This window comes from Diaphorobacter nitroreducens, assembly GCF_002214645.1.
In the GTDB taxonomy this organism is placed as follows: domain Bacteria; phylum Pseudomonadota; class Gammaproteobacteria; order Burkholderiales; family Burkholderiaceae_C; genus Diaphorobacter; species Diaphorobacter nitroreducens.
Window position 1 is genome coordinate 2,071,637 of the sequence record NZ_CP016278.1, and the last position, 18,477, is coordinate 2,090,113.

15 protein-coding genes are annotated in these 18,477 nt (G+C 64.8%); 9 read left to right on the top strand and 6 right to left on the bottom strand.

Going from position 1 to position 18,477, the window contains the following annotated elements:
- Positions 1–14 precede the first annotated feature (14 nt).
- A complete protein-coding gene (locus BA022_RS09705; protein WP_088887380.1) occupies positions 15–2,933 on the bottom strand; it encodes an aconitate hydratase in 2,919 nt (972 codons plus the stop codon).
- Between the two features lie 389 nt (positions 2,934–3,322).
- On the bottom strand, positions 3,323–3,619 hold the full coding sequence (locus BA022_RS09710; RefSeq protein WP_088887381.1) for an H-NS histone family protein: 297 nt from the start codon (positions 3,617–3,619) through the stop codon (positions 3,323–3,325).
- A gap of 339 nt (positions 3,620–3,958) precedes the next feature.
- On the opposite strand from BA022_RS09710, the gene BA022_RS09715 reads away from it, so the two are divergent.
- On the top strand, positions 3,959–4,804 hold the full coding sequence (locus BA022_RS09715) for a symmetrical bis(5'-nucleosyl)-tetraphosphatase (protein ID WP_088887382.1): 846 nt from the start codon (positions 3,959–3,961) through the stop codon (positions 4,802–4,804).
- A gap of 106 nt (positions 4,805–4,910) precedes the next feature.
- Here BA022_RS09715 and BA022_RS09720 read toward each other — a convergent pair whose 3' ends face one another.
- Positions 4,911–5,999, bottom strand: coding sequence for an FAD:protein FMN transferase (locus BA022_RS09720; protein WP_088887383.1), 1,089 nt, complete (start codon positions 5,997–5,999; stop codon positions 4,911–4,913).
- 18 nt (positions 6,000–6,017) lie between these two features.
- Positions 6,018–6,458 (bottom strand): c-type cytochrome, encoded by a 441-nt coding sequence (locus tag BA022_RS09725; RefSeq protein ID WP_041835930.1) that lies wholly within the window; start codon positions 6,456–6,458, stop codon positions 6,018–6,020.
- A 320-nt stretch (positions 6,459–6,778) separates the two neighbouring features.
- Here BA022_RS09725 and BA022_RS09730 point away from each other — a divergent pair, with 320 nt between their 5' ends.
- From BA022_RS09730 to BA022_RS09765, 8 genes are all read left to right on the top strand, one after another.
- Positions 6,779–7,039: a hypothetical protein gene (locus BA022_RS09730; protein WP_228403558.1), complete on the top strand. Its 261-nt coding sequence runs from the start codon at positions 6,779–6,781 to the stop codon at positions 7,037–7,039.
- Between the two features lie 11 nt (positions 7,040–7,050).
- Positions 7,051–8,991: a TAT-dependent nitrous-oxide reductase gene (nosZ, locus tag BA022_RS09735; RefSeq protein ID WP_011804572.1), complete on the top strand. Its 1,941-nt coding sequence runs from the start codon at positions 7,051–7,053 to the stop codon at positions 8,989–8,991.
- A 101-nt stretch (positions 8,992–9,092) separates the two neighbouring features.
- Positions 9,093–11,714, top strand: coding sequence for a NosR/NirI family protein (locus tag BA022_RS09740; RefSeq protein WP_088887385.1), 2,622 nt, complete (start codon positions 9,093–9,095; stop codon positions 11,712–11,714).
- Positions 11,711–12,982, top strand: coding sequence for a nitrous oxide reductase family maturation protein NosD (locus BA022_RS09745; protein WP_088887386.1), 1,272 nt, complete (start codon positions 11,711–11,713; stop codon positions 12,980–12,982). The genes BA022_RS09740 and BA022_RS09745 overlap by 4 nt, the downstream gene beginning before the upstream one ends.
- Complete coding sequence (locus BA022_RS09750) at positions 12,957–13,889, top strand: ABC transporter ATP-binding protein (RefSeq protein WP_011804569.1); 933 nt, start codon at positions 12,957–12,959, stop codon at positions 13,887–13,889. The genes BA022_RS09745 and BA022_RS09750 overlap by 26 nt, the downstream gene beginning before the upstream one ends.
- A gap of 20 nt (positions 13,890–13,909) precedes the next feature.
- Positions 13,910–14,725, top strand: coding sequence for an ABC transporter permease (locus BA022_RS09755; RefSeq protein ID WP_011804568.1), 816 nt, complete (start codon positions 13,910–13,912; stop codon positions 14,723–14,725).
- Positions 14,722–15,270 (top strand): nitrous oxide reductase accessory protein NosL, encoded by a 549-nt coding sequence (locus tag BA022_RS09760; protein WP_088887387.1) that lies wholly within the window; start codon positions 14,722–14,724, stop codon positions 15,268–15,270. Before BA022_RS09755 ends, BA022_RS09760 begins: the two co-directional genes overlap by 4 nt.
- A 64-nt stretch (positions 15,271–15,334) precedes the next feature.
- Positions 15,335–15,949, top strand: a complete 615-nt coding sequence (locus BA022_RS09765; RefSeq protein ID WP_011804566.1) for a nitrous oxide reductase accessory protein NosL — start codon at positions 15,335–15,337, stop codon at positions 15,947–15,949.
- 93 nt (positions 15,950–16,042) lie between these two features.
- Here BA022_RS09765 and BA022_RS09770 read toward each other — a convergent pair whose 3' ends face one another.
- Together BA022_RS09770 and ypfJ are read right to left on the bottom strand one after the other, a co-directional pair.
- The gene (locus BA022_RS09770) at positions 16,043–17,497 is read right to left on the bottom strand and encodes a DEAD/DEAH box helicase (protein WP_088887388.1); all 1,455 of its coding nucleotides are present in this window, start codon (positions 17,495–17,497) and stop codon (positions 16,043–16,045) included.
- Positions 17,498–17,612: 115 nt separating this feature from the next.
- Positions 17,613–18,476 carry a KPN_02809 family neutral zinc metallopeptidase gene (ypfJ, locus tag BA022_RS09775; RefSeq protein ID WP_011804564.1) on the bottom strand — a complete coding sequence of 288 codons (864 nt, stop codon included), beginning with the start codon at positions 18,474–18,476 and terminating at the stop codon, positions 17,613–17,615.
- Position 18,477: the final 1 nt, after the last annotated feature.

Genomic DNA, 18,477 nt, shown 5'->3' on the forward strand with positions numbered 1-18,477 from the left:
CCTAAGAGATGGAATCACGCACTCAGCAACTGTCGCAGTACATACGGCAGGATGCCGCCCGCACGGTAATAGTCCACCTCGATGGGTGTATCGATGCGCAGGGTGACGGCCACTTCCTGGCAGGAACCATCCGCACGGCGGATGACCAGGCGCGCCTCGCTTTGCGGTGTGAGCGCGGGGTCTGGAATCACGTCGATCACCTCGTCGCCTTGCAGGCCGAGGCTCTGCCACGAGTCGTTGTCGCGCAGCTGCAGCGGCAGCACGCCCATGCCCACGAGGTTGGAGCGGTGGATGCGCTCGAAGCTGCGCGCCACCACCGCCTTGATGCCCAGCAACTGGGTGCCCTTGGCCGCCCAGTCGCGGCTGGAGCCGGTGCCGTATTCCTCCCCCGCGAAGATCACCGTGGGCGTCTTGTTGGCGATGTAGTGCATCGCAGCGTCGAAGATGAACATCTTCTGGCCCTGCATCGGCCCCTCGCCCTGGAAGAGGGTGACGCCCCCCTCCTCGCGCGAGCCGTCGGCCAGCGGCGGGATCATGAGGTTCTTGATGCGCACATTGGCAAAGGTGCCACGCATCATCACGTCGTGGTTGCCGCGGCGCGCGCCATAGCTGTTGAAGTCGGGCTTGGCCACCCCGTGCTGCAGCAGCCACTGGCCGGCGGGAGAGGTTTCCTTGATGGAGCCTGCGGGAGAGATGTGGTCCGTGGTGATGGAGTCGCCGAACAGCGCCATGATGCGGGCACCCATCACGGATTCAGAGTTTTTTTGGCCTGCAGCGCCCTGTTTACCAGCGCTAGCAGCTACTGAATCGAGAGCAAAATCCGCGAAGAATGGCGGCTCCGCGATGTAGGTGCTGCCGGGCCATACATAGACGTCTCCGTCCACCCCGCGGATCTTGTTCCACAGGGCTCCGGGGTCGGTCTTGACCTTGGCGTAGTTCTCCTTGAAGGCCTTGCCGTTCATGGCGTACTTCATGAGCGCATGGATCTCGTCGCTGGTAGGCCAGATGTCGCCAAGGTACACGTCGCGCCCGCCCTTGCCCTTGCCGACCGGTTCGGTCATGAGGTCCTTGAGCACCGTGCCCGCGATCGCATAGGCCACCACCAGCGGCGGGCTGGCCAAGAAGTTGGCTTTGAGGTTGGGGTGGATGCGCGCCTCGAAATTGCGGTTGCCCGACAACACCGCGGCACACACCAGGTCATTGCTGGTGATGACCTCATTGAGCTCGGGCGCCAAATCGCCCGCATTGCCGATGCAGGTCGTGCAGCCATAGCCCGCCAGGGCAAAGCCCAGCTTTTCCAGATAGGGCAGCAGCCCGGTCTGCGTGAGGTATTCGGTCACGATGCGCGAGCCCGGCGCCAGCGAGGTCTTGATGTGCGGCGCGACCCGCAACCCTGCCTCCACCGCTTTCTTGGCCAGCAGGCCCGCAGCCAGCAGTACGCTGGGGTTGGAGGTGTTGGTACAGCTGGTGATCGCCGCGATCAGCACGTCGCCGTTGCCGATGGTCGGGTCCGCCCCCTTGGCGGGCAAATGGATCGCCGCGTCTTCGTGCTGCACCTCCAGGCGAGGCTTGTTCTGCTCCATCTCGACCAGGAAGCGCGGCGCCCCTTCGGGTGCGGGTTTTTCGCTGGGGGCCCCCTCGGTCACGGGCGCCATGCGCCGGTGGATATGGTGGCGCGTGTGCAGCAGCTCAGCGGGCTGGTTGAAACCCGACTCGGCCACCGGTTTGCTGAACAGCTCGGCAAACTGGCGGCACACGTTGCCCAGTTCGATGCGGTCCTGCGGGCGCTTGGGGCCGGCCAGGCTGGGGGTGACATCCCCCAGATCCAGACGCACCACCTGCGAGTAGTCGATCTCCCCCGCGCGCGGCACACCGAACAGGCCCTGTGCGCGAAAGTACGCTTCAAACGCATCGATCTCCGCCTTGGTGCGCCCCGTGCCGCGGAAGTAGTCGATGGTCTTCTCGTCCACTGGGAAGAAACCCATGGTGGCCCCATATTCCGGTGCCATGTTGCCGATGGTGGCGCGGTCGGGCAGCGCCAGGGTCCGCGTGCCTTCTCCAAAGAACTCCACGAACTTGCCCACCACCTTCTCGCGGCGCAGGATCTCGGTCACGGTGAGCACGAGGTCGGTGGCGGTGACCCCCTCGCGCAGTTGACCCGAGAGTTCGAAGCCCACTACGTCGGGCGTGAGGAAATACACCGGCTGGCCCAGCATGGCGGCCTCGGCCTCGATGCCGCCCACGCCCCAGCCCACGACGCCAATGCCGTTGATCATGGTGGTGTGGCTGTCGGTGCCCACCAGCGTGTCGGGGTAGTACACGCCGTCGTTGCCCTTGTGCACGCCGCGTGCGAGGTATTCCAGGTTCACCTGGTGCACGATGCCAAAGCCCGGAGGCACCACCCCAAAAGTGCTGAAGGCCTGCATGCCCCACTTCATGAACTCATAGCGCTCGCGGTTGCGCTGGAATTCCAGCTTCATGTTCAGGTCGAGGGCCTTCTTCGTGCCGTAGTAGTCCACCATGATGGAGTGGTCCACTACCAGGTCCACAGGCACCAGCGGTTCGATCTTGCGGGGGTTGTGGCCCAGGCGCTGGGCCACGCTGCGCATCGCGGCCAAATCGGCCAGCAGCGGCACGCCCGTGAAATCCTGCAGCACGACGCGCGACACCACGAACGGAATCTCGTCCTTGCGCGGCGCATTGGGCGCCCAGCGAGCCAACTGCTCCACATGCTCTGCAGTGATGCGGCGGCCATCGCAATTGCGCAGTACGGATTCCAGCACGATGCGCAGGGACACCGGCAGCCGGTTCACCCCCGGAAACTGGCGCGCCAGCGCAGGCAGCGAGTAGAACTTGCCGCTCTTTCCTGCTGCCGTGGCAAACGTAGCGAGCGTGGAAGCAAAAGCGTGACCGGGGTTGCGGGAGGCTGCCATACAAGAACTCCTGTGGGTAACGACAGAGCCCATTTTGGCAGCGCCGCACTGCAGAGCCAACGCATCGCGAAATACCTTTACCCCACGCTGGGGGCAATCGGATTTAAATGAATACGCGTTCTGCGGTCGCGGCGCGGCCAGAAAGCACCGGTACAGCGCTCCTGCACCGTATCCGTTAATCGGTGCGTGGGCCACTTTGCCGAGTGTCTGACATCAGCGGGTCCTTTGACGCACCCACCATATTGCCGCGCACCGCGCCACGAATACTGCACCCCTCATAAGCGACAAAACCCGCCAAGGCCACGCCCCAGCGGGTTCTTCAAATCACACGCAAAACAGCGGTTAGGTCGGCCCGGAGAATTGCGCCGAGCCGCGCCGCCACGTGGTGTTCAAATAACGAACTTCTCGCGGTCTTCGTTTTGAATCCATTTCGGCGCCTTGCCGCGGCCCGTCCAGGTCTGGCCCGTGGCGGGGTCGCGGTATTTGGGCGCGACCTTGGTTCCACTGGTTGCAGAAACGCGGCCCGTGCGGCCTGCAGGGAACACATCCTGCTGCGTCAGGCCATATTCCGCCACCAGTTCGCGCACCTGCGAGATAGCAGCCGTCAATTCACGGCGTCGCGCCTCGGTGATTTGCTGCTCAAGGGCTTCACGCTGTTTCAACAGTTCTTTGTAGCTGACGGTCATGGAGGTATGGAGCGTTAAGGATTAATGGGCACGCGGATTATAAAGTCCCAAACCCAATCCCGTTACAAGTTCATGGCAATTGGCCGCATAAAAAAGCAACCAACAACCCCAGCCCGGATCACTACCTCTCATGGACACCCTCAAGGAACCTTTTCTCGCGCAGGTGCACAAATGCATCCGTATCATTGCTTGCACCAAAATGGTGATTTGATTCAACTAGTTACTAACGCTTCTGGTTTGCGCAGCACTTTCCCAGCATCGCATAGCCCTTCAAATAACCACCGATTCCACCCAGTTGGCGCGCACAATCGCCGCTTCTCCTGACTCTGTTCTAAGAATATGGCTCTATATTGTGTGGGCGACATCCAGGGTTGCGACAACGCCTTTGAACGCCTGCTCGCCACCATTGGTTTCTCGCCCAGCCGGGACACGTTGTACGTGCTGGGTGATCTGGTGAACCGCGGCCCGGACTCCGCCGCAGTGCTGCGCCGCTGCATCACCCTCGGAGACAGCGTGCGGCCCCTACTCGGCAACCATGATTTGCACCTGCTCGCTGCCGCCTACGGCACGCGCCGACCGTCGCGGCGCGACACGCTGCAGGGCATCCTGCTGGCGCCGGATCGGGACGAGATGCTCGAATGGCTGAGGCACCAGCCGCTGGCGCGGCGTGTGCACCATGGCGGCGGCGACCTGCTGATGGTGCATGCCGGCGTGTTGCCACAATGGACGGCAGAGGAGACGTTGGCATATGCCGGCGAAGTCGAAGCCGTCCTGCAAAGCCGGGAGTTCGCCGGTTTTCTGCAGCAGATGTACGGGAATTCTCCCGACCTGTGGAGCCCGGAGCTTCAGGGAACGGACCGCCTGCGCGTGATCGTGAATGCGCTCACGCGCATGCGCTTTTGCTCACCCGAGGGCCGTATGGATTTCGAGAGCACCGAAAGCGCCTCCGAGGCGCCTCCAGGGCTGGTGCCGTGGTTTGACGCACCCGGACGTCGCACGCTGAACACACTGATCGCCTTTGGCCACTGGTCCACGTTGGGCTGGCTGGACCGGGCTGACGTCCTCGGGCTGGACACCGGGTGCGTGTGGGGCGGCTGTCTGAGCGCAGTGCGTTTCGGCACGACACTGGCCGACCGCGAGCGCTACCACGTGGAATGCCCGCAGGCGCAAATGCCCGGTGCCTAGGCACGCTATCAACAATATAGCTTGGAGCGCTTGCTGTTCCGTCAGTTGAGCCGCAAATCGCCAAAAGCCTTCTTCGCGGCACCGCTGGCCCGCGAAGAAAGCGTTTTCATGCTGCGCGCGCAGGCACTGGGCGCAGCGCGGCGAGCATGCCAGGGGAGCTCCAGCGCGTGCCATCCGCGCTCGCCACGAGGGCTTCGACATGTGCGTGGCCCGCATGCCATGCAGGTGCTGCCGCAGGTCCTTGGACCATCAGCGCCGTGCCCCAGCCGTTGACGTCTTCGATACGCTCGGCCATGAGCGCCACGCCAGACACACCTTCCGTAGGCCAACCCGTGCGGGGGTTGAGCACATGGTGCAGGCGGCGTCCTGCACGCAGGAAGCCCCGCTCGTAGTCGCCGGACGATGCCACCACGCCGCGCCCTTGCAGCTCCAGTACGCCCAGCAGCTGCGCCGGAGCGGAGGGATTGCGCACGCCCACACGCCAGGGACGGTCGTGCTGCCGGCCCATGACCAGGACATCGCCACCGCCGTTGACCAGCGCATCCGTGACGCCAGCGCGCTCCAGCACTTGCAAGCCCGCCTGCAAAATAGGTAGCTTCGCCACGCCGCCCAGATCCAACCCCATGCCCGGCCGCGCAAGGTAGGCCGTTCCTGCGCGCTCGTCCAGCACGAGGTGGCGCGCGTTCACCAAACGCAGCGCCTGAGCGATCTCCTCAGGTGCCGGCGCGGCTTCGTGGCCGGGCTCAAAATGCCAGCCCCGCAGTGCACCGACGGTGGGATCGAAGGCGCCAGCACTTTCTTGGTGCAGGCGACGCGCCGTGCGCAGCACCTGCATCACTTCCGGGGCCACGTGCACGGCATGCCGGCCGGCGGCCGCGCCGAGCCGCGCCACGTCGCTGCCCTCCCGGTAACGGCTCATGAGCGCCTCCAGGCGCTCCATTTCCGCGAATGCGTGCAGCATCGCCTGCTGCACAGCGCCGGCATCGCGGCCATTGCCAACGGCAGCCGCGATGTCCACGCGTGTGCCCATGAGGGTACGGCTCGCGCGCACCAGGGGCTGCGCGCCCTCCACCATGCCAGCCAAAGCCTGGCGCGGGTCGAGGTACGCCAGCGCGCCCAGCAACGGCAGCGCAAGGGCGAAGCGCCGCCGCGTCCACCGGTTGCCTACCGCCGGCATGCACCGATCTGAATTCATCGCGAGCCCCTCCGGTCCTTACATCGACTGGTCAGCCATGAAATCCACGGCAGCCTTCACTTCGTCGTCGCTCAACGAAGCCGCGCCGCCGCGCGCGGGCATCATGCCCTTGCTGCCGGTGAAGCCTTCGATGGCGTGCTTGTAGAGCGTGTCCTTGCCCTGGGCAATACGCGGCGCCCAATCGGCCTTATCGCCAGGCTTGGGAGCCCCTGCAACGCCGGCCGCATGGCACATCGCGCAGGTTTTGCCGTACACGCTCTTACCGACGGTGTTCTCCGCCGTCGCGGGGGCGGCGGCAGGTGCTTGAGCGGCTGGCGCGGGAGCAGGGGTAGGCGCGGGAGCCGGTGCTTGCGCAGCGGGTGCAGGAGCAGGCGCGGGCGCCGGAGCGTCGTTTTTGCCACAGGCGGCGAGCAGCAGGGTTGCGGCGGCCAGCGCCATCGTGAGAGATGTCTTTTTCATGAAAGCCTTTCTTGTTGACGTCCAAAACCAAAAGGGCATCTTAGCCTGCGCCCCATGCAACGAGCCTGCCCTTCAATGGGTCGTCAGTTTGGTAGTTTCCAGAATCATTCATTTGATGTAAATCAACATCGAAAGAAACATTCAAAGTGAACATTTAGGCACTGTCACCACAGAGGTGGCTTCCAACACGCGCCGTTAGAGCCCATACTTCCGCCATGGATAAACTCCGCTCCCTGAACCTCCTACGCTGGTGGGCAGTGGCGTGGTTCGTCCTTGGTTTTGGGGCGGCACTAGCCTCCCCCCTCATTCAGCCGCGCACCATGGAACTCGTCTGTTCCAGTGCCAGCGGCGCCACCTTGGTGGTTCACCATGCCGGTAGCAATGCCGTGCTCGACATCCTGGGCATGGACTGCTCGCTGTGCCTGCCCAGCATGGAACCGCCGCAACCCGCCGTACTGACCGTGCCGGGCTGGCCCATCACCCATTCCGTACCCCTGCCACCGCCTCGTGTGGTGGCCGTTGCCCCCACGGCCGCGCCACCACCTGCGCGCGCGCCCCCATTTTCCGCTTGCACTACCTGAAAGAGGACATCATGAGCGACAAGAGAGAGAGCCTGAACCCTGAAACCGTCGGCATGGGACGCCGCCGGTTCATCAATACCGCTGCTTTGGCGGGACTGACCGTGGGCGTTGCCGCGTGCAACGACAAGCCCGCAGCCGCCCCTGCAGCATCCGGCACCCCCGCGCCGGCACCCGCCCCCGCTGCTGCCGCCCACGCCGGCGCCAATGTGCACCTCAAGCCCGGTGAGCTCGATACCTACTACGGTCTTTGGAGCGGCGGCCACAACGGCGACGTTCGCGTGCTGGGCCTGCCCTCCGGTCGTGAACTTCTGCGCATTCCCTGCTTCGTGCCTGACGCCCTCGTGGGCTGGGGCATCACCAATGAATCCAAGGCCGTGATGGGCACCAAGCCCGACGGCAGCCTGCGTTACACCGTGGCGGACACCCACCACTTGCACGGCTCGTACAAGGACGGCAACTACGACGGCCGTTACGCCTGGGTCAACGACAAGATCAACAGCCGCATCGCCCGCATCCGCCTGGACTACTTCATCTGCGACAAGATCACCGAGCTGCCCAACGTGCAGGGCTTCCACGGCATCTTCCCCGACAAGCGCGATCCGGTCGATCCCAACATCAACTACACCACGCGCGTGTTCTGCGGCGCTGAATTCGGCATTCCCCTGCCCAACGACGGCAAGGATGTGAACGCCACCGAGAAGTACCGCTCGATGTTCACCTGCGTGGATGCCGAGACCATGGAAGTGCGCTGGCAGGTCCTGATCGACGGCAACTGCGACCTGACGGCCACGTCGTTCGACGGCAAGCTGGCAGCGACCAACCAGTACAACACCGAGAACGGTGTGCACTACGAAGACATGATGTCGGCCGAGCGCGACGCCTGTCTGTTCTTCAACATTGCCCGCATCGAAGAAGCCGTGAAGGCCGGCAAGTTCAAGACCTACGGCACGTCCAAGGTGCCCGTGGTGGACGGCACCCGCGAAGCCAACAAGGATGCCAAGACCGCCCTCACCGCCTATGTGAGCGTTCCCAAGAACCCGCACGGCGTGAACGCCAGCCCCGACCAGAAGTACTTCATCTGCGCCGGCAAGCTGTCGCCCACGGCCACCGTGATCGAGCTGGCCAAGGTGCTGGACTGGTTCGACGGCAAGAGCGAGAAGCTCGACGACGCCATCGTCGCCGAGGTGGAAATCGGCCTGGGCCCGCTGCACACCGCCTTCGACGGCCGCGGCAACGCCTACACCACGCTGTTCCTGGACAGCCAGATCGTCAAGTGGAACATCGACAAGGCCATCGCCTTCCACAAGGGTGACAAGAACGCCACCTACGTCGTGGACCGCCTGGACGTGCATTACCAGCCTGGGCACATCAATGCCACGCACTCCGAGACCGTGGCCGCTGACGGCAAGTTCCTCGCCGTGGGTTGTAAGTTCTCCAAGGACCGTTTCCTGCCGGTGGGCCCCTTCCACCCCGAGAACGAGCAGCTGATCGACATCTCGGGCGACAAGATGGTGCTGCTGGCCGACCACCCGGTGCGCGGCGAGCCCCACGACTTCATCATCTTCAAGCGTGACATCGTGAAGCCCAAGCAGGTCTACGACCTGGACGAGTTCCCGCTGGCCGTCAAGGACGCCAAGGAATCCGGCGTCTTCCGCAACGGCAAGAAGGTCACGGTGAAGCTCACGTCGCAGGCCCCTGCCTTCAGCCTGCGTGAATTCACCGTCAAGAAGGGCGATGAAGTCACGCTGATCCTCACGAACCTCGACAAGATCGAAGATTTGACGCACGGCTTCGCGGTGCCCAAGTACAACATCCAGTTCGTGATCAACCCGTTGGAGACGAAGTCGGTGACCTTCATCGCCGACAAGCCCGGTGTGTTCTGGGCTTACTGCTCCACGTTCTGCCATGCGCTGCACCTGGAAATGCGCACGCGCATGATCGTCGAAGCCTGATGACGCGCAACCCTCCTGGGCCTGGCCTGGGAGGGTTGTAAGTCAAATTGGCTTCTTTCGCAGACGCAGCAAGCGGCGCCTGCTATTAGTTGGATAGTGCAATGTTTTCCCTAGGTTCACGGTTAGCCGCTTTCTGTCTTGCTCTGGTCCTCGCCGCCCCGCTTTGGGTGCCGCGGGCGCACGCAGGGGCCTACGAGGCGGAACTGCCTGCGAACCTGGCCACCACGCCCGACATGTGCGCGCTGCTGCCGTGCACCGAAGTATTTCCGGGTGCTACGCATTTTTCGCCGCGCAAGGGCCAGCCGCCCTATGTCGAGGCGTATGACAACGACTCGGCCCAGAAGAAGCTTCTGGGCTACGTCATGCTGTCGACCGACATCACCGACACGCCCGCCTACTCGGGCAAGCCGGTGGTCACGCTCATCGGTATGGACACGCAGGGCCGCTTCGTCGGCATGAAGGTGCTCAAGCACTCCGAGCCCATTCTGCTGCTGGGCATCCCCGAGTCGGCACTCATCAATTTCAACAACCAGTACATCGGCAAGTCGGTCACCGACACCATCGAAGTCGGCCCCTCCCGCCCCGATGAGAACGTCATCGGCGTCGACGCCATCTCCGGCGCCACCGTCACCGTGGTGGCTCAGAACCAAGTGGTCATGGCCTCGGGCTCGGCCGTGGCACGCCAGACCGGCATCATTGCTCCCACGGTGCGCGAGCAGCCGCGCTTTGTCACCACCGGACAAACCTACGATTGGGCCCAACTCGTCAAGATGGGCGCAGTGCAGCAATTGCTGGTCAAGCCCGAACAGGTGGGCCTGCCGCGCGGTCCCGAGCCCTTCATCGAAATGTGGTTCGGCGACCTGAACCAGCCCGACGTAGGCCGCAGCCTGCTGGGCAAGAACAGTTTCGAAAGCCTGCGTTCGCGCCTCAAGGAAGGCGAGAGCGCCATGTTCGTCATCAAGACCGGCGGGCAGGAGTCCTTCAAGGGATCAGGTTTCGTCCGCGGCGGCATTTTTGACCGTGTGCAGGTCAAGCAAGGTGCCGACTCCTTCACCTTCCGCGACCTGGACTCCCTTAATCTGTACGGCCTGGAGGCCGCCGGCGCACCCCGCTACACCGAGTCGTCCATCTTCATCATCCGCTCGCAGGCCTTTTCTGCGGCCTATCCGTGGAAATTCGCCTTCCTGGGCAACCGGGTCGATCGGGCCACGGGCCATCGCAGTTTTGCCGTCTTCGAGTCGAAGTACTGGTTGCCGGCAGACCTGCTCGAAGGCGGCCGCCCCAAGGTGCAAGAACCCGATGCCCCCTGGGTACGCATCTGGAAATCACAGGCCCTGCCCATCAGCCTGTTCGCCCTGCTGCTGATCGCAGTCACCGTGGTGTACGCCTTCCGCGAAAGGCTCACCCGCCTGTCCACGCACAAGAACAAGTGGCCGGTCAATGGCTTCAAGTACACCTTCTGGGCCATCAGCATCTTCTGGATCGGCTTTGGCTACATGGCCCAGCCGTCCATCACCCAGGTGCTGACCTGGTTCCACTCCGTCCTGTTCCAGTGGACCTGGTCGCTGTTCCTGTCCGATCCGTTCATCTTCCTGTTCTGGATCTTCATCATCGTGACCGCCTTCCTGTTCGGGCGCGGGCTGTTCTGCGGCTGGATGTGTCCGTTCGGCTCGCTGCAGGAGGCGATCTTCAAGATCGCCAAGGCCCTCGGGCTGAAGCGCTTCCAGACACAGCTGCCGCAGAAGTGGCATGACCGACTCAAGTGGATCAAATACGCCGTCTTCTTCGTCCTGCTGGCGGTGTCGATGTTCTCCATGGGTCTGGCCGAGAAGCTGGCCGAGGTCGAACCCTTCAAGACCACGTTCCTGGTCGGCGTGATGAACCGGGCATGGCCCTATGGCCTGTTCGTCGCCGCCATCCTCGGCGTGTCGATCTTCATCGAGCGCCCCTACTGCAAGTACATCTGCCCGCTGGGCGCCTCGCTGGCCATGCCCAGCACCTTCCGCTGGTTCGGGTTGAAGCGCAAGCAGGACTGCAACAGCTGCAAGGCCTGCGCGGTGGGTTGCGGAGCCCAGGCCATCGACGCCGACGGGCGCATCGACCACCGCGAATGCCTGCATTGCCTGGATTGCATGATCCTGTACACCGACACCAAGGGCTGCCCGCCTCTGGCCAAGGAGCGCAAGCGCCGCGAGAAGGACGGCTTGGAGATGACGCCTATCGGCAAGAATGGCTACTTCATCCCCATCTACCCCGCCACCGTGCAGGACCAGATATCGGCCAAGGCCGCCCGGGGCCCCGATCCGCGCATGCCCACCGAACCCACGCTGCCCGCGCACAAGCGCAACGTAGGCTTCATGAGCTGGCTGTTGCTGGAACTGCGCGACCATCTCTGGCCCTGGAGCGCCGAAGGCTGGCGCAGCCAACGCGCGCTGCAGATCGCCGGGCTGTCGCTGGCGGTGGCGGCCACCATCGCCTGGATCATGGCGGCGATGGGCCACCTCTCGTCGGGCGCCATCATCGGCTGGTGGTTCGGCTGGAGCGTGTACGAAGTGCTGATTCGCCTGTCGGGCCGCCGTTACGTCAAGGACGGCCCGTGGTGGCGCGACAATTACCGCGTTGCAGGTGTAATGGACATGATGAGCTACGTAGGATTCAAGAACCTGATGATCGGTGCTGCGCTGTTCCTGGTGCTGCAGGCGCTGGGACTGTTCACCCCATGAAGGGCGGTGTCACCCACTTAATGCTGGCCTTGGCGATGACCCTCGCCGGGGCCTGCCAGGCAGCCACCCTCCATGTGCGAGCGGGCGACGATCTGACCGCCGCCGTGCGCAAAGCCAAGGCAGGCGATGTGCTGGAGATTGCACGGGGCACGTACCGCGCCAATCTGGTGATCGACAAGCCCCTCACGTTGCGCGGCGTGGACCGCCCCACCATCAGCGGCGGCAACCAGGGCGACACCATCCGCGTCACCGCACCGGACGTGGTGATCGAGGGCCTGATCGTGCGCGACTCAGGTGACGACCTCAAGGATCAGAACGCCGGCATCTACCTCTACCCTGGCGCCCACCGTGCCGTCGTACGCCGCTGCGACCTCACCTACAACCTGTTCGGCCTGTGGATCGAGAAGGCCAATGACGTGCTCATCGAGCACAACATCATCACCGGCAAACGTGAATACTCCTCGCCGCAGCGTGGCAACGGCGTGCAGCTGTACAACACCAAAGGCGCAAAGATCCTGAACAACAACATCAGCTTCGTGCGCGACGCGCTCTACGTGGACGTCTCGCACCATGCTCTGTTCAAGGGCAATCAGCTGCATCACAGCCGCTACGGTACGCACTACATGAACTCCTACTACAACCTGTGGGAGGACAACGACACCTACTACAACCGTGGCGGCTTGGCCCTGATGGAAGTGCGCGAGCAGACCGTGCGCAACAACCGCGCCTGGGGCAACTCCGACCACGGCATCATGCTGCGCACGCTGCAGGATTCGGTGATCGAAGGCAACGTCGTGGCCGGCAACAGCCGGGGCTTCTTCATCTACGACGTGGAGTACATCAAGCTCAACAACAACCTGGTGGTGGACAACACCGTCGGCGTGCACCTGGCCGCGGGCTCGAAGAACAACGAAGTCGAAGGCAACGACTTCATCTCCAACCGCGAGCAGGTACGCTACGTGGGTGCGCGCGACGAGCGCTGGGGCGCCAAGAGCGGCAACCACTGGAGCAACTACCTGGGCTGGGACCGCGATGGCGACGGTGTCGGCGATGTGCCCTACGAGGCCAACGACATGGTGGACCGCCTGACCTGGCGCCACCCTAGCGTCAAGCTGCTGCTGGCCAGCCCGGCCGTGCAGGCCCTGCGCCTGGTGGGCCGGCAGTTCCCTGTGCTGCGCGTGCCATCGGTCGTGGACCCGAAGCCGCGCATGCAGCCCAGCAATCAACAATGGAGTGAATGGCGTGGCAAGCATTTCCCCGGCCAGTGACAACGTGGCCATCTCGCTGCGCGGCGTCAGCAAGCACTACGGCGCGCTGCACGCCGTGGACGGCGTGGACCTGGACATCCCCAAGGGCGAGATCTTCGGCCTGATCGGGCACAACGGCGCAGGCAAGAGCACGCTGTTCAAGATGATGCTGGGCCTGGTGAAGCCCACGCAGGGCACGCTTTTGATCGCAGGTGCCCAGGTGGGTGGGCGGGGGTTCCGCGCCGCCCGCCGCCAACTGGGCTACCTGCCCGAAAACGTGGTGCTCTACGACAACCTGGACGGGTTGGAGACGCTGCGCTTTTTCGCGCGGCTGAAATCCGCCCCGCTGGCGCAGTGCGCGGACATTCTGGAGCGCGTGGGCCTGGCACACGCCGGCAAGCGCCCGGTGCGCGAGTATTCCAAGGGCATGCGCCAGCGCCTGGGCTTCGCGCAGGCATTGCTGGGCAGCCCGCGCGTGTTGTTCCTGGACGAACCCACCAACGGCCTGGACCCGCAGGCGATCCGCGACTTCTACGCCACGCTGCGGGGCCTGCAGGCCGAGGGCGTGACCATGGTCATCACCTCGCACATCCTCGCCGAACTGCAAGAACGCGTGGACCGGCTCGCCATTCTCTCGGCCGGCCGCATCCAGGCGCTGGGCAGCGTGCAGCAGCTGCGCGAGCAAACCCGCATGCCGCTGTCGTTCGAACTGGACATCGCACCCGCCGACCGGCCCGCCGCCGCACAGGCGCTGGAACAAGCGACGGGCATCGTCCCCGAGCACACGCCCGAAGGCTTGCGCCTGCACTGCCCGCGCGAGCAGAAGATGGCCGTGCTGGCCGCCCTCGCGCCACTGGGTGCGCGCGTGCGCGACCTCAAGCTGCTGGAGCCCTCGCTCGAAGACGTGTTCTTCGGCTTCGCCGACTGACACCCTGCCCACGACGCCCCATGGAACTGACCCAGATCTTCACCATCGCCGCCAAGGAATTCCGCGATCGCATGCGCAATCGCTGGGTGCTTGCGGTGGCCCTCGTCTTCACCGTGTTCTCACTCGTCATCGCCTACTTCGGCGGCGCGCAGCAGGGCACGGTGGGCTTTCGCTCCATCGAGTTCACCATCGCCAGCCTCGTCAGCCTGGTCATCTACCTCATCCCACTGATTGCGCTGTTGCTGGGGTTCGATGCCATCGTGGGCGAGCGCGAGCGCGGCTCGCTCGATCTGCTGCTGGCCCTGCCCATCACCCGGCTGGAATTGCTGCTGGGCAAATACCTGGGCTTGGCGGCTGCGCTGGCGCTCTCCACCCTGGCGGGCTTCGGGCTGGTGGCGGTGCTGCTGTGGCGCCACATGAGCGCCAATGCCCTCTTTCACTACGGCGGCTTCATGATCAGCTCGGTATTGCTGGGCCTCGCATTCCTGAGCCTGGCAGTGATGCTATCGGTGCTGGCACGCGACCGCACGCGCGCCTCGGGCCTGGCCATCGCTACCTGGTTCTTCTTCGTGCTGGTGTTCGATTTGCTGCTGCTGGGCCTGCTGGTGGCCACGGGCGGGCAGTTCGCGGGCGATGCGTTCGCCTGGCTGCTGCTGCTGAACCCGGCCGACGTGTTCCGTATCCTCAACGTGTTCTCGCTCGAAGACGTGCGCACGCTCTACGGGCTCGCCAGCGTCGTTCCCTCGTCGCTGGGTAGCCCCGCAATCATGGGTGGCGTGATGCTGGCGTGGATCGCCCTGCCGCTCGCCATCGCCAACTGGAGATTCAAGCCATGACCTGTTCCTGCATCACCCGTCGCCGTGCACTGGGCATGGCCGCCTTCACGGCGCTGGCCACCAGCAGCCTGCTGGCTGGCTGCGGCGACAAGGCAGCCGAACAGCAGTCCCTTGCGCCCGTGGAGATCGACCGTTCCACAAGTTGCGAGCTCGACGGCATGCTGCTTGCAGACTACCCCGGCCCCAAGGCGCAGATCCACTACGCGGGCCAGGACAAGCCCTCCTTCTTCTGCGACACCATCGAACTGTTCAACACCCTGCTCGCCGGCGAACAAGTGCGTGCGGTGCGCGCTGTGTACGTGCAGGACATGGGCAAGGCCGACTGGAACGAACCCAAGGGCCACTGGATCGACGCCAAGACCGCCGTCTACGTGCTGGGCAGCAAGCGGCATGGCTCCATGGGCCCCACCATCGCCAGCTTCGCGCAGGAGGCCGATGCGGCCAAATTCGCCGGCGAACATGGCGGCAAGGTGCTGCGCTTTGCGGACATCAAGCTCGACATGGTGGACCTGAGCGGCGGTGCGCTGCACGACACCCGCATGTAACAGCCCTTGCACCATGTCTGCATCCACCCTGAGTCCTCCGCCGCACCAGCCACGCCGCAGGCGCATGCTGGTTGCGGGCACGCTGGCGTTTGCAGCCGCGGCGGGCGGGCTCTGGGGCGTGCCGAGCCTGCGCAGCGCGCTGCGGCCCCAGCCGGCTCCCGCCCTGGAGCCGGACGTGTGCATCGTCGCACCCCCAACGCCGTACGACCCCGCGTCGGGCCTGCCGCCCACGGCAGCGCGCCCCATTCCGGTGGATGCGCGTTGTCCCGTGTGCGGCATGTTCCCCGCCCGTTCGCCCGACTGGGCGGCGCAGGTCATCTTTCGCAATGGCGACGCACAGTTTTTCGACTCGCCCCTGTCGCTGTTCATGTACCTGCAGGACGTGGCCCGCTACAGCCCCGGCCGCAATGCACGGGACATCATGGCGCACTACGTCACCGACACCGCTCGCCCTACGGCCGCGGGCGGCGCCCGCTGGACGGACGCGCTGTCTGCCTATTACGTGCACGGCTCGTCGGCGCGGGGGCCGATGCGCGCCGGCAATCTGCCCGCGTTCTCGACACGGGAGGCCGCACAGGCCTTTGCCGCACAGCGCGGCGGCACAGTGCTCGCTTTTGGCGCCGTGGATGCACCCCTGATCGCGCAGTTGGCGGGCCCTGGCGGGCACAATCACCCCTAGCATTCGCTATTAAAAACATAGCTACCAGCGCTTATTCCGCAAGCGCTAGGGGCTCTTTTAAATGAAAAGGCCGCTGAACGGCGGCCTGTGTTTTCAGTGGGTTGATGGCTCGGCCGTAGAGGCCTGCGGTGCCTTAAACAAGGCGGGTAATTTGCGCTTGGGCTTGATGTTGGCGGAGATGCCGCCACGCGCGGGAGATGCCTTGGGGGCCACCTCCCAGCTCGCAGACGCACCGGCCGAGGTGCTGGCCTCGTAGGGCTTGTCGAAGAACGGGTCGCGAGACGCCGCAGGCGCGGAGCGGTACGCGCTGCGCTCGCGGCTGCGGGGGGCGGCTGGAGCGCCTTCGCCCGAATCGTCGCCGCCCCAGGCGCGGCGGCCGTCGTTGTAGCGGCCCCGCGGACGATCTTCCTGCAATTCCAGCGGTTCCAGCTCGATCTTCTTCTTGATGAGCTTCTCGATATCCGCCACCAGGCGGGTATCGCTGCTGGCCGCCAGCGTGACGGCCAGACCCGATGCGCCGGCGCGGCCCGTACGGCCGATGCGGTGCACGTAGTCCTCTGCATTGAAGGGCACGTCGTAGTTGAACACCGCGGGCACGTCCTTGATGTCCAGGCCCCGCGCCGCCACGTCGGTGCAGACCAGCAGGTCCACCTCGCCGCTCTTGAAGGCTTCCAGCGCCTTCAATCGCTCGTCCTGGCTCTTGTCGCCATGCAGCGCTGCGGTCTTGAGGCCGTCGCGCTCCAGGCTGCGGGCCAGGCGCGCGCAGCCCAGCTTGCTGTTCACGAAGATGAAGGCCTGCTTGAGGCCGCGCTCGTTCAGCACATGGCGAATGGCGCGGCGCTTGTCGTCGCCGTCCACCGCGAAGAAGCGCTGCTCCACGGTGGAGGCGGTCTCGTTGGGGCGCGCGACCTCGATGGTGATCGGGTCCTGCAGATAGCTGCCGGCCAGGCGCTTGATCTCGGGCGAGAAGGTGGCGGAGAACAGCAGCGTGGTGCGCTGCTTGGGCAGGTAGGAGAGGATGCGCTGCAGGTCGGGCAGGAAGCCAATGTCCAGCATGCGGTCGGCCTCGTCCAGCACCACGTATTCGACCTGATTGAGTACCGCGTTCTTGGCCTCGATATGGTCCAGCAGACGGCCGGGCGTGGCCACCAGCACCTCGACGCCCTTTTTCAGCTCGATGGTCTGCGGCTTCATGTCCATGCCGCCAAACACCACCGTGCTGCGCAGCTTGGTGTACTTGGCGTACAGCGCGATCTGCTGCGCCACCTGGTCCGCCAGCTCGCGCGTGGGCAGCAGCACGAGCGCGCGCACAGGGTGGCGCGCGGGAGAGGCTGAACTGTTCTCGTGCTTGAGCAGGCGCTGCAGCAACGGCAGCGAAAAAGCCGCCGTCTTGCCGGTGCCGGTTTGCGCCGCACCCATCACGTCCTTGCCGGTCAGCACGACAGGGATCGCCTGCGCCTGGATCGGCGTCATGTTCTCGTAGCCCATCTCGGCTACGGCGCGCTTGAGCGGCTCGGCCAGCGCAAGAGTGGAATAGGGTTGTGTCATGAAGCCGCTATTGTCGCATTGCAGCAGCGGCGAAGGCCAACAAGGCCGTCAACGGCCTGTACCGGGGCTTCTCCTGCTTGGCGCGAAAACGACGGCTTAGCGCGCGTTCACGGTGTCAAAGCGACTGTGCGTTGAAAGTGTTGCAGCCTTGCACACTGCCGGTCTTGAACCCCTGCGTGAACCACCGCACGCGCTGCGCGCTGGAGCCGTGGGTGAATGCATCGGGCCGCACGGTGCCGGTCTGCTGGCGCTGCAGCGCGTCGTCACCGATCTGCTCGGCGGCGTTCACCGCGGATTCGATGTCGCCCTGCTCCAGCCAGTTCTTGGCCTGTTGCGAATGGTGGGCCCAAATGCCGGCGTAACAGTCGGCCTGCAGTTCCAGCCGAACCGACAGCGCGTTCTGCTCGCGCTGGCTCACGCGCCCACGCATGCCGTCCACCTTGCCGGTGGTGCCCAGCAGGGTCTGCACATGGTGGCCGACCTCGTGCGCGATCACGTAGGCGCGGGCAAATTCGCCTGGAGCACCCAGCTGGCGGCTCATGGTGTCGAAGAAATCCATGTCCAGGTACACCTTCTGGTCCCCAGGGCAGTAAAACGGCCCCATCGCGCTCTGCCCCGTGCCACAGGCCGTGGGCGTGGCGCCGCGGTAGAGCACCAGCTTGGGCTGGCGGTACTGCGCCCCACCCTGCTGGAACACCTGCGCCCACACATCCTCCGTGGACGCCAGGACGGTGGAGACGAAGGCGGCCTCACGGTCGCCCTGCGGCGGACGCTGGGCCGGCCCCTGTTGGACCTGCGGCGCGCCCCCGCCCGACAGTACGCCGATGGTGGTCAGCGGGTTGATGCCAAACACACCCCAGCCGATGAGCGCCACAACGATGGTGCCAATGCCGATCGAGCGTCCGCCGATGAAGCCGCCCCCGCCGCCGCTGCGCCGGTCTTCCACGTTGTCCGATTCGCGATTGCCTTCCCATCTCATG

Excerpts from the sequence above, each read along its gene's own strand:
- BA022_RS09730 (WP_228403558.1), top strand. The coding sequence starts at position 6,779 with ATGGAACTCGTCTGTTCCAGTGCCAGCGGCGCCACCTTGGTGGTTCAC.
- BA022_RS09710 (WP_088887381.1), bottom strand. The coding sequence starts at position 3,619 with ATGACCGTCAGCTACAAAGAACTGTTGAAACAGCGTGAAGCCCTTGAG.
- BA022_RS09755 (WP_011804568.1), top strand. The coding sequence starts at position 13,910 with ATGGAACTGACCCAGATCTTCACCATCGCCGCCAAGGAATTCCGCGAT.
- BA022_RS09760 (WP_088887387.1), top strand. The coding sequence starts at position 14,722 with ATGACCTGTTCCTGCATCACCCGTCGCCGTGCACTGGGCATGGCCGCC.
- ypfJ (WP_011804564.1), bottom strand. The coding sequence starts at position 18,476 with ATGAGATGGGAAGGCAATCGCGAATCGGACAACGTGGAAGACCGGCGC.
- BA022_RS09740 (WP_088887385.1), top strand. The coding sequence starts at position 9,093 with ATGTTTTCCCTAGGTTCACGGTTAGCCGCTTTCTGTCTTGCTCTGGTC.
- BA022_RS09745 (WP_088887386.1), top strand. The coding sequence starts at position 11,711 with ATGAAGGGCGGTGTCACCCACTTAATGCTGGCCTTGGCGATGACCCTC.
- nosZ (WP_011804572.1), top strand. The coding sequence starts at position 7,051 with ATGAGCGACAAGAGAGAGAGCCTGAACCCTGAAACCGTCGGCATGGGA.
- BA022_RS09720 (WP_088887383.1), bottom strand. The coding sequence starts at position 5,999 with ATGAATTCAGATCGGTGCATGCCGGCGGTAGGCAACCGGTGGACGCGG.
- BA022_RS09770 (WP_088887388.1), bottom strand. The coding sequence starts at position 17,497 with ATGACACAACCCTATTCCACTCTTGCGCTGGCCGAGCCGCTCAAGCGC.
- BA022_RS09715 (WP_088887382.1), top strand. The coding sequence starts at position 3,959 with ATGGCTCTATATTGTGTGGGCGACATCCAGGGTTGCGACAACGCCTTT.
- BA022_RS09705 (WP_088887380.1), bottom strand. The coding sequence starts at position 2,933 with ATGGCAGCCTCCCGCAACCCCGGTCACGCTTTTGCTTCCACGCTCGCT.
- BA022_RS09725 (WP_041835930.1), bottom strand. The coding sequence starts at position 6,458 with ATGAAAAAGACATCTCTCACGATGGCGCTGGCCGCCGCAACCCTGCTG.
- BA022_RS09765 (WP_011804566.1), top strand. The coding sequence starts at position 15,335 with ATGCTGGTTGCGGGCACGCTGGCGTTTGCAGCCGCGGCGGGCGGGCTC.